Here is a 10,325-nt window from a genome sequence, read left to right on the forward strand (position 1 = left end):
CACCCCGTGCCCCACCAACCAGAACGGACCCACCAGAAGTGATAGCCGGTATCGAACTCGGACTGCTCTACGCGGTCATGGCGCTGGGCGTCTACCTCACGTTCCGGGTGCTCGACTTCCCCGACCTGACGGTCGACCAGTCCTTCACCACGGGCGCCGCCACCACGGCGATGATCATCCTCGGCGGCGGCAGCCCCTGGCTCGCCACCGCCGCCGGCTTCGTGACCGGCGCGCTCGCCGGGCTCATCACGGGCCTGCTCCACACCAAGGCCCACATCAACGGGCTGCTCGCGGGCATCCTCACCATGACCGCGCTCTACTCCGTCAACCTGCGCGTCATGGACGGGCGGGCGAACCTGTCGCTGCTGCGCGAGGACACGGTCTTCACCCCGCTCGCCGAGCTGGGCGTGCAGGGCACGTGGATCGGCATCGCCCTGTTCCTGCTCGGCGTGGCCGTGGTCAAGGTGCTGCTCGACTGGTTCCTCTACACGGACGCCGGCCTCGCGATGCAGGCCACCGGCGACAACCCGGAGATGATCCGCTCCTTCGGGGTGAACACGGACCACCAGAAGATGCTGGGCCTGTGCCTGTCCAACGGGCTCGTGGGCCTCGCCGGTTCCCTCGTGGCCCAGTACCAGGGCTTCGCCGACATCGGCATGGGCATCGGCCTGATCGTCGTCGGGCTCGCCTCCGTGATCCTGGGCCAGGGGCTCTTCGGCTCGCGCACGGTCGTGATGGCCACGCTGGCCGTGGTCCTCGGCTCGGTCGTCTACCGGCTGGTCATCACCGTGGCCCTGCAGGCCGGCCTCAACCCGTCCGACATGAAGCTGATCTCCGCGGTGCTCGTGGTGGCCGCGCTGGTGGTGCCGCAGCTGCAGTTCTTCCGGCGCCGCAGGGAACGGCACATGGCGAACGAGGCGGCACGCCTCGTGGACGACCTCACCGACACTCCCGCGACCACGAAGGCAGGTGCCTGAGCCGTGCTCACCATCGACAACGTCCACAAGACGTTCTTCGCGGGGACCGTCAACGAGCGCCGCGCCCTCGCCGGGGTCTCGCTGACCCTGCAGGAGGGCGACTTCCTGACCGTGATCGGCTCCAACGGCGCCGGCAAGTCGACGATCCTCAACGCCATCTCCGGCAGCCTGATCCCGGACACCGGCACCGTGCGGGTCGACGACACCGACGTCACCCGGCTGCCCGAGCACAAGCGCGCCCGGTACCTGTCCCGGGTGTTCCAGGACCCCATGAAGGGGTCGTCGCCGACCATGACGGTCGAGCAGAACATGGCGATCGCCCTCCAGCGCGGGAAGTCCCGGGGCCTCCTGCCCGGGCTGACGAACGCACGCCGCCAGCTCTTCCGCGAGAAGCTGGCCAGTCTCGAGCTGGGCCTGGAGAACCGGCTGGGCGCCAAGGTGGGCCTGCTCTCCGGCGGTCAGCGCCAGGCCCTGTCCCTGCTGATGGCGACGTTCTCGGAGCCGCGCATCCTGCTCCTGGACGAGCACACGGCTGCCCTCGACCCGCAGCGGGCGGACCTCGTGTCCCGGCTCACCGCGGACATCGTGGCCGAGCAGAACCTGACCACGGTCATGGTCACGCACAACATGGAGCAGGCCCTGCGCCTGGGCAACCGGCTCATCATGATGCACGAGGGGCGGGTGCTCTTCGAGCTCGACGCCGGGCAGAAGCAGTCCATGACCGTGCCCGGCCTGCTCGAGCAGTTCCGCCGGCTGCAGCCGGGGGCGGGCCAGGACGCGTTCGACGACGCTACGCTGTTCGAGAGCGTCAAGACCGAGGACGGCGCCTGACCGGCGACCCCCGGCCGGCGGTCCACGCCCGGTCCCGTCCAGCAGCCAGGAGAGCACCGCCGTGAGCCACACCCCCGATCCGCAGCACGCCCGCCGCCGGCGCACCGGGGGGTGGATGCTGGCCGTGGGCGTGGTGGCCCTGTTCGTCTCGACGTTCACCGTGCCCGAGGCCATCCACCACCTGGCGCGCGTCTCCGTGGGGGAGGCCGCCGGCCTGACCGGGCGGGCGGTGGTCGTCACCGTGGTGGGCGCCGCGACCCTGCTCGGCGGCGGGGCGCTGGCGGTCGCCGGGTTCAACTGGCGCCGTTCGGCGGGGGAGGGCCCGAACCCGGAGGACCAGCTGCTCGACGAGCAGTTCGGCGACGGACCGGTCCGCCCCTACGACCCGCAGCGCTGGCGGCGGCCCCTCGACGACGAGGACTGACGGCCCGGCCCGTTCCGCGCCGGGCACGACGAAGGCCCCGGACCGACCGGTCCGGGGCCTTCGTCGTGCGGTGCCCGCGGTAGGATTCGAACCTACGGCCTTCTGCTCCGGAGGCAGACGCTCTATCCCCTGAGCTACGCGGGCCTGCTCCACCGCCTCAGCGATGAACCTCGACGATACTAGCAGGTTTCCGGAGGTGCTCGCCGACCGCCCGGCGCGGGCGCTCCGCGACGCCCGGTTACACTGGTGCGGTGACTCCAGAACAACTTTCTCTCGCCGTATCCGCATGCCTGCAGGACGCCGTGGCCCGCGGCGAGCTCGCCCTCGCCGACGGCGCCGAGCTGCCGGAGGTGCGCATCGAGCGGCCGAAGAACCGGGAGCACGGGGACTGGGCGACCAACATCGCCATGCAGCTGGCGAAGAGCGCGGGGCGCGCCCCGCGCGACGTCGCCGCGGTGGTCAAGGAGCGGCTGCAGGACACCGCGGGCGTGGCCGCCGTCGACGTGGCCGGACCGGGCTTCCTCAACATCACCCTGGACGCCGCCGCCGCCGGGGGCATCGCCCGGACGATCGTGGAGCAGGGCGAGGCCTTCGGCCGGACGCGGTCGCTGGCCGGGACGGCCGTCAACCTGGAGTTCGTCTCCGCGAACCCCACCGGACCGGTCCACCTGGGCGGCACCCGCTGGGCCGCGGTCGGCGACTCCCTCGCCCGCGTGCTCGAGGCGCAGGGCGCGGACGTGGTGCGCGAGTACTACTTCAACGACGCCGGCGCGCAGATCGACCGCTTCGCCCGCTCCCTCCTGGCCCGCGCACAGGGCGAACCCGCCCCCGAGGACGGCTACGGCGGGGAGTACATCACCGAGATCGCCGGGCGGATCGTCGCCGAGAACCCCGGCGTCCTCGACTCCGGCGACCCCCAGGAGGCGTTCCGGGCAGCGGGCGTCGAGCTGATGTTCGCCGAGATCAAGTCCTCGCTGCACGAGTTCGGCGTGGACTTCGACGTGTACTTCCACGAGCAGTCGCTGTTCGACAACGGCGCGGTCGAGAGGCTCCTCGAGCAGCTCAAGACCTCCGGCGCCCTGTACTTCGCGGACGGCGCGTGGTGGCTGCGCTCGAGCGCCTACGGCGACGACAAGGACCGGGTGGTCGTCAAGTCGGACGGCCAGGCCGCGTACATCGCCGGGGACATCGCCTACTTCAAGGACAAGCGGGACCGCGGCGCCGACCTGTGCATCTACATGCTCGGCGCCGACCACCACGGCTACGTGGCCCGGCTCAAGGCCGCCGCCGCGGCCCTGGGCGACGCCCCGGAGCGGGTGGAGGTCCTCATCGGCCAGATGGTCAACCTCGTCAAGGACGGCGTGCCGGTGCGGATGTCCAAGCGCGCGGGCAACGTGGTGACCATGGAGGACCTGGTCGAGGCCGTCGGCGTGGACGCCGCCCGGTACTCGCTGACCCGCTTCTCCGTGGACTCCAACATCGACGTGGACCTGGGTCTGCTGACGCGGCGCTCCAACGAGAACCCGGTCTTCTACGTCCAGTACGCGCACGCCCGCACGTGCGCCGTGGGCCGCAACGCCGAGGCGGCGGGCGTCGCCCGCACGGACGGGCGCGGCGATGCCGTCTTCGACGCGTCGCTGCTCGACCACCCGATGGAGGGGGAGCTGCTCGCCGCCCTGGGCCAGTACCCGTCGGTGCTGGCCCAGGCCGCCGAGTTCCGGGAGCCGCACCGTGTGGCCCGCCACCTCGAGGTGATCGCCGGGACCTACCACCGCTGGTACGACGTCTGCCGCGTGGCGCCGCAGGGCGAGGACGAGGTCACCGACCTGCACCGCACCCGCCTGTGGCTCAACGACGCCGCCCGGCAGGTCCTGGCCAACGGCCTGGGCGTGCTCGGCGTGTCGGCACCCGAGAGGATGTGATCGGATGACCATCGACCCGACGACCCGCACCGAGGGCTCCCCCCTGGCGCCGGACTGGCTGAGCGTGCCCGAGGACCTCGACGCCCTCGACCCCGCCATCTGGCCGGAGGCGTTCCGCCGCGACGCCACCGGGGCGCTGACCGTCTCGGGGATCCCCGTCCCCGAGCTCGCCGAGCGCTACGGCACGCCCTCCTACGTCTACTCCGAGGACACGTTCCGGGCCCGGGCGCGCGAGTTCCGCTCTGCCTTCACCGAGGCGTTCGCGCGGATCGGCGCCGAGGTCTCCGTGTACTACGCCGGCAAGTCCTTCCTGACCACCGAGGTGGTGCGCTGGATCCGGGAGGAGGGCCTCAACGTCGACACCGCCTCGGGCGGGGAGCTGGCCGTCGCCCTGCGCGGCGGCATGGAACCGGGCCGGATCGCCCTGCACGGCAACAACAAGTCCGCCGCGGAGATCACCCGTGCCCTCGACAGCGGGCTCGGGCGGATCGTCGTGGACTCCCTCGCCGAGATCGAGCTCGTGTCCCACCTGGCACGCACCCTCGGCGTCGTCGCCCCCGTGATGATCCGGGTGACCCCCGGCGTGCACGCCTCCACGCACGAGTTCATCGCCACCGCCCACGAGGACCAGAAGTTCGGTCTGTCCCTCGCCCTGCCGGAGGGCGGCGGGGACAGCACCGCGATGCAGGCCGTCGCCGCGTGCGTCGTGGAACCCGCCCTCGACCTGCGCGGGATCCACTGCCACATCGGCTCGCAGATCTTCGACGCCGACGGCTTCGGCCTGGCGGCGGAGCGGGTGCTGGCGTTCATGGCCGACGCCGACGAGCGCTTCGGCCTCACCCTGCCGGAGCTCGACCTCGGCGGCGGCTACGGCATCGCCTACACCGAGGCCGACACCCCGCGGCCGGCCCGTGAGATCGCCGAGGCCCTCGCCGAGAAGGTCGCCACCACGGCCCGCTCCCTGCGCATGGCAGTCCCGCACCTGTCCATCGAGCCCGGCCGCGCGATCTCCGGGCCGGCCGCGTGCACCCTCTACACCGTGGGCACCCTGAAGACCGTCACGGTGGAGACCGGTGTCCTGCGCCGGTACGTGTCCGTGGACGGCGGGATGAGCGACAACGCCCGGCCCGTGCTCTACGGCGCCGACTACACCGCCGTGCTCGCGAACCGCCGGGCCGCGGGAGCACCCGTGCTCTCCCGGGTGGTGGGCAAGCACTGCGAGTCCGGGGACGTCGTGGTGCGCGACGTCTACCTGCCCGAGGACGTCGCCCCCGGGGACGTCCTGGCCGTGCCCGCCACCGGCGCCTACTGCTGGGCCCTGTCCAGCAACTACAACTGGCTCGCCCGCCCGCCGGTCGTCGCCGTGCGCACCGACGGGGACCGTCCGGAGGCACGGCTCATCGTGCGGGGCGAGACCGAAGATGACCTGTTCGCCCGCGACCTGGGAGCCTGATTGACCGCCTCGACCCCTGAGACCACCCGCCCGCCCTCGACCGTGAAGGTCGCCCTGCTCGGTGCCGGCAACGTCGGCGCCGAGGTGGCCCGCACCCTCATCGACCACGGCGGCGAGCTCGCCGCCCGCGTGGGCGCGCCCGTCGAGCTCGTCGGCATCGCCGTGCGCGACCTCGCCGCCCGGCGCACCGTCGAGCTGCCCGAGGACCTGCTCACGACCGACGCGGAGGCCCTCGTCGACGCCGCGGACGTGGTCATCGAGCTGACCGGGGGCATCGAGCCCGCCCGCAGCCGCATCCTGCGGGCCCTGCACGCGGGCAAGCCGGTGATCTCGGGCAACAAGGCCCTCATCGCCCGGCACGGCCGGCAGCTGCAGGACGCGGCCGACGCCTCCGGCGTGCCCCTGTCCTACGAGGCCGCCGTGGCCGGCGCGATCCCGATCGTGCGCCCGATGCGGGACTCCCTCGCCGGGGACCGCGTCGACCGCGTGCTGGGCATCATGAACGGGACCACGAACTACATCCTCGACCAGATGGACACCACGGGCGCGCAGTTCGACGACGCGCTCGCCGAGGCGCAGCGCCTCGGCTACGCCGAGGCGGACCCCACGGCGGACGTCGAGGGCCACGACGCCGCGGCGAAGGCCGCCATCCTCGCGTCCCTGGCCTTCCACTCGACCTTCACCATCGACGACGTGTACTGCCGCGGCATCACCGGGGTCACCGCCGAGGACGTGGCCGCCGCCCGCGAGGCCGGCTACGTGATCAAGCTCCTGGCGGTGTGCGAGCGCTGCTCGGGCGGGGTGAACCTGCGGGTCACGCCGACCATGATCCCGCGGGAGCACCCGCTGGCGGGCGTGCACGGCGCCTACAACGCCGTGTTCGTCGAGGCCGCGAACGCGGGCTCCCTCATGTTCTACGGAGCGGGCGCCGGAGGTGCCCCCACCGCCTCGGCCGTGCTGGGCGACTTCGTCTCGGCGGCACGCCGGCTCGTGCTCGGCGGCCCGGCCCAGGGTGCGGACCCCCACGCCCAGCTGCCCGCCGCGCCGATGGACGACGTGCGCACGAGCTTCTCGATCACCCTGACCGTCCAGGACCGGCTCGGCGTCCTGGCACGGATCGCCCAGGTCTTCGCCGACCACGGCGTGTCGATCTTCACGATGCAGCAGAAGGACCACCCGCACGGCGACCCGCAGCTGTCGGAGATCCGGCTCGTGACCCACCGGGGTGCGAACAAGGACCTCGTGGCCACCGTGGACGCCCTGCGCGAGCTGCCGTTCGTCGAGGGAGTCGCCGGCGTGATCCGCGTGGAGCACGCCGACTGAGCGCCCCGGCGGGGCCGGCCCCGGCGCGGGCGTCCCCGCCCGCGCGAGGCGGCCCCGCCGCGCGAGCCCCCACCGCACCCCCGAAGTCCACAGGAAGAGATCCAGCACATGGCACACGTCTGGCAGGGCGTCATCAACGAGTACCGAGACCGGCTGCCGGTCTCCGCGTCCACCGAGGTCATCACGATGGGGGAGGGCGGCACACCGCTGATCCGGGCCCGTGCGCTGTCCGCGCTCACCGGCAGCACCGTGTGGCTGAAGTTCGAGGGCATGAACCCGACCGGCTCGTTCAAGGACCGGGGCATGACCATGGCCATCACGAAGGCCAAGGAGGAGGGCGCCGAGGCCGTCGTGTGCGCCTCGACCGGCAACACCTCCGCCTCCGCGGCGGCGTACGCCAAGCAGGCCGGTCTCACGTGCGCGGTGCTCGTGCCCGAGGGCCGGATCGCCATGGGCAAGCTCTCCCAGGCCGTGGCGCACGGCGCGGACATCATCCAGGTGGACGGGAACTTCGACAACTGCCTCGAGGTGGCGCGCAAGCTCTCCGAGTCCTACCCCGTCTTCCTCGTGAACTCCGTGAACCCGTACCGGATCGAGGGCCAGAAGACCGGGGCGTTCGAGGTGGTCGACACCCTCGGCGACGCCCCGGACCTGCACATCCTGCCCGTCGGCAACGCCGGCAACATCACCGCGTACTGGAAGGGCTACCAGGAGTACGCCCGCCCGTCCGTCTCCCCGGCCGGTGCGGAGCTGCCCGCCGTGTCGACGAGGCTGCCCGTGATGTGGGGGTTCCAGGCCGAGGGCGCCGCCCCGCTGGTCCTCGGGCACCCCGTCACGGAGCCCGAGACGATCGCGACCGCCATCCGGATCGGCAACCCGGCCTCCTGGGACTCCGCGATCGCCGCCCGCGACGAGTCCGGCGGGCTCATCGGCTCCGTCTCGGACGACGAGATCCTCGCCGCCCACCGCTGGCTCTCGGCCGAGGAGGGCGTGTTCGTGGAACCGGGGTCGGCCGCGGGCGTGGCCGGCCTGCTCCAGAAGCACGCCGCGGGGGAGGCCCCCACGGGGGCGACGGTCGTCATCACCGTGACCGGCCACGGCCTCAAGGACCCGCAGTGGGCGATCAAGGCCGCCGAGAGCGAGGACCCCTCGCTGGTCGAGCCCAAGCGCGTGCCCTTCGACGTGGTGGCCGTCGCCGCCGCGCTGGGCCTGGAGTAGCCCCGGATGTTCGAGATCGGGCAGCGGGTCACCGTCAGCGTGCCCGGTTCCACCGGCAACGTGGGACCCGGCTACGACAGCCTGGGGCTGGCGCTGGGCCACTACGACGACCTCGCCGTCACCGTCACCGGCGGGGGCCTGGAGTTCGAGCTCCACGGCGAGGGCTCCGCCTCCGTGCCCCGCTCCGCGGACCACCTGGTGGTCCGCGCCGTGCGGGCCGTGCTCCGGGCCGCGGGCGTGGAGCACCTTCCGGGTCTGCGGCTGGAGGCCACCAACCGGATCCCGCACGGCCGCGGGATGGGCTCGAGCGCCTCGGCCGTGGTGGCCGGGGTGCTCGCGGCGAACGCGCTGCTGCCCGCGGAGCTGGCCCTGGACGACCGGCGCCTGCTCCAGGTCGCCGCCGCGATGGAGGGCCACCCGGACAACGTGGCCCCGTCCCTCTACGGCGGGCTGGTGATCTCCTGGACCGACGGGGACGGCTACCGCAGCGTCCCGGTGGCCGTCCACGAGGACGTCGTCCCGGTGGTCGCGATCCCCGACTTCGAGGTGCCCACCCGCCTCGCCCGGTCCCTGCTGCCCGCGACCGTCCCGCACCACGACGCCGCGGTCAACGCCGGGCGGACGGCCCTGCTCGTGGAGGCGCTGACCCGGCGCCCCGAGCTGCTGCTGCCCGCGACCGCGGACCGCCTGCACCAGCCGTACCGGGCCTCCGCCATGCCCCCGAGCGCCCGGCTGATGGCCGACCTGCGGGAACGGGGGCTGCCGGCCATGATCTCCGGGGCCGGCCCCACCGTCCTGGTGCTCGCCGCGGGGCGGAGCCAGGCGGCGGAGACGGTGTGCTCCCTCGACGAGCTCGTGGCGGACGGGGACGGTTCCGTCTCCTGGCGTGTCCTCCGTCTGCGGGTCGACGGGCAGGGTGCTAAGCTGAACGGGCACCCGCAGCAGATCCAGGGGTAGGACGCCGCGCCCCGCGCGGTGAGGACAGCGGGCATCACGAGGGGCAGTGCCCGGTCGGATGCCACGGGCTCCTCGACTCCACCGCCTCAGATCCTCCGGTGATCCCCCGCCGGCACCGGCTTCTTCGATGCCGGCGGCGCACCGGTCCGCGCAGACACGGACCGGGGCACACCATGATCTCCGGGTGACACCTTGTTCGCCCAGGCTGCCGCGCCCTGAAGTGCGCCCCGCCGCAGGCGGCCCGCGTTCGCGGCCCGCCGGGAACCATCCACGGTCCTGGACTCTGAGATCCACGGGCCCCCCACCGAGGGAGAAGGACACTTCGTGACCGAGACCACCGACCTTTCCACGGGTACGGAAGAGACCACCACCGATCCCAGGAACGCGGGCCTGTCCGCGCTCAAACTGGCCCAGCTCCAGGCGCTCGCCGCCCAGCTCGGCATCACCGGCGCGCGCCGGATGCGCAAGAGCCTGCTCGTCGACGCGATCGCCGCCCACCAGCGCGGCGGCGCCGTGGCCGACCGGGACCGGGCCGTCGAGGAGAAGATCGCCGAGACGGTCGAGAAGACCTCCGACCGGGGCACGGACCCGGGCGCCGACAGCGGCGCGCAGGCGGCCGCCGGGAAGGGCGGCACGAGCACCGGCGGGGACACCGCCGCGCCGGGCGCCGAGGACGGCCAGCCGCAGCGTCGGTCCCGCTCCCGCCGGGCCACGAGCACCGGTGTGCTTCCCACCGCCGAGCAGCAGTCCGCAGAGCAGGACGCCGACGGCCGGCAGGCCCCTGAGCAGCAGGCCCCCGACCGTCCCGCCGAGGACTCCTCCGGCCAGGACGGCGACGGCGGCCGCGGCCGCGGCCGCAGCCGCCGGAACCGCAACCGTGACGACGGCGGCCAGAACAACGGCGGCCAGAACAACGGCGGCCAGAACAACGGCGGGAACGCCCAGGACGCCGGGCAGAAGACCGAGGACGGGCGATCCGCGGCCGAGGGCCGCGACGACGACGCGTCGAAGCAGGACCGGGGCCGCAACCAGAACCGTGGCCAGGACAACCGCCAGGACAAGGGTGGGCAGGACGGCAAGGGCCAGGGCAACGGCCAGGACAGGGGCGACGGCCGCAACAAGCGCGACAACCGCGGTCAGGACGGCAAGGGTCAGGACAACCGCGGTCAGGACGGCAAGGGTCAGGACAACCGCCAGGACAACCGCGGTCAGGACGGCAA

General features: G+C 73.0%; 9 protein-coding genes and 1 tRNA gene. 9 read left to right on the forward strand and 1 reads right to left on the reverse strand.

Annotated features, from left to right (window positions below):
* Positions 1 to 38 precede the first annotated feature (38 nt).
* The 3 genes from ACH9D3_RS15275 (at position 39) to ACH9D3_RS15285 (ending at position 2,232) form a co-directional block, all read left to right on the forward strand.
* Entirely contained in the window at positions 39 to 977 is a 939-nt protein-coding gene (locus ACH9D3_RS15275) for an ABC transporter permease (protein ID WP_396400269.1), read from the forward strand.
* Positions 978 to 980: 3 nt separating this feature from the next.
* The gene (locus tag ACH9D3_RS15280) at positions 981 to 1,808 is read left to right on the forward strand and encodes an ABC transporter ATP-binding protein (RefSeq protein WP_396400270.1); all 828 of its coding nucleotides are present in this window, start codon (positions 981 to 983) and stop codon (positions 1,806 to 1,808) included.
* 61 nt (positions 1,809 to 1,869) lie between these two features.
* Complete coding sequence (locus ACH9D3_RS15285) at positions 1,870 to 2,232, forward strand: hypothetical protein (RefSeq protein WP_396400271.1); 363 nt, start codon at positions 1,870 to 1,872, stop codon at positions 2,230 to 2,232.
* A gap of 71 nt (positions 2,233 to 2,303) precedes the next feature.
* On the opposite strand, the gene ACH9D3_RS15290 is transcribed toward ACH9D3_RS15285, so the two are convergent.
* A tRNA-Arg gene (locus tag ACH9D3_RS15290) sits at positions 2,304 to 2,376 on the reverse strand.
* Between the two features lie 107 nt (positions 2,377 to 2,483).
* Here ACH9D3_RS15290 and argS point away from each other — a divergent pair.
* From argS to ACH9D3_RS15320, 6 genes are all read left to right on the forward strand, one after another.
* Positions 2,484 to 4,154 (forward strand): arginine--tRNA ligase, encoded by a 1,671-nt coding sequence (gene argS / locus ACH9D3_RS15295; RefSeq protein WP_396411587.1) that lies wholly within the window; start codon positions 2,484 to 2,486, stop codon positions 4,152 to 4,154.
* A 4-nt stretch (positions 4,155 to 4,158) separates the two neighbouring features.
* Positions 4,159 to 5,607: a diaminopimelate decarboxylase gene (lysA, locus tag ACH9D3_RS15300; RefSeq protein ID WP_396400273.1), complete on the forward strand. Its 1,449-nt coding sequence runs from the start codon at positions 4,159 to 4,161 to the stop codon at positions 5,605 to 5,607.
* The gene (locus tag ACH9D3_RS15305) at positions 5,608 to 6,930 is read left to right on the forward strand and encodes a homoserine dehydrogenase (RefSeq protein WP_396400274.1); all 1,323 of its coding nucleotides are present in this window, start codon (positions 5,608 to 5,610) and stop codon (positions 6,928 to 6,930) included. It begins immediately after the preceding gene.
* A 108-nt stretch (positions 6,931 to 7,038) separates the two neighbouring features.
* Complete coding sequence (gene thrC / locus ACH9D3_RS15310; RefSeq protein WP_396411588.1) at positions 7,039 to 8,148, forward strand: threonine synthase; 1,110 nt, start codon at positions 7,039 to 7,041, stop codon at positions 8,146 to 8,148.
* Between the two features lie 6 nt (positions 8,149 to 8,154).
* Positions 8,155 to 9,105, forward strand: coding sequence for a homoserine kinase (gene thrB / locus ACH9D3_RS15315; protein ID WP_396411589.1), 951 nt, complete (start codon positions 8,155 to 8,157; stop codon positions 9,103 to 9,105).
* A gap of 324 nt (positions 9,106 to 9,429) precedes the next feature.
* Positions 9,430 to 10,325: Rho termination factor N-terminal domain-containing protein (locus ACH9D3_RS15320; protein WP_396411590.1), on the forward strand; the 896-nt coding region annotated here is incomplete at its 3' end.

The sequence above is a fragment of the Kocuria kalidii genome (genome assembly GCF_044462225.1).
GTDB classification, from domain to species: domain Bacteria; phylum Actinomycetota; class Actinomycetes; order Actinomycetales; family Micrococcaceae; genus Kocuria; species Kocuria kalidii.

Coding starts and splice junctions, on each gene's coding strand:
- thrC (WP_396411588.1), top strand. CDS start 7,039: ATGGCACACGTCTGGCAGGGCGTCATCAACGAGTACCGAGACCGGCTG.
- thrB (WP_396411589.1), top strand. CDS start 8,155: ATGTTCGAGATCGGGCAGCGGGTCACCGTCAGCGTGCCCGGTTCCACC.
- lysA (WP_396400273.1), top strand. CDS start 4,159: ATGACCATCGACCCGACGACCCGCACCGAGGGCTCCCCCCTGGCGCCG.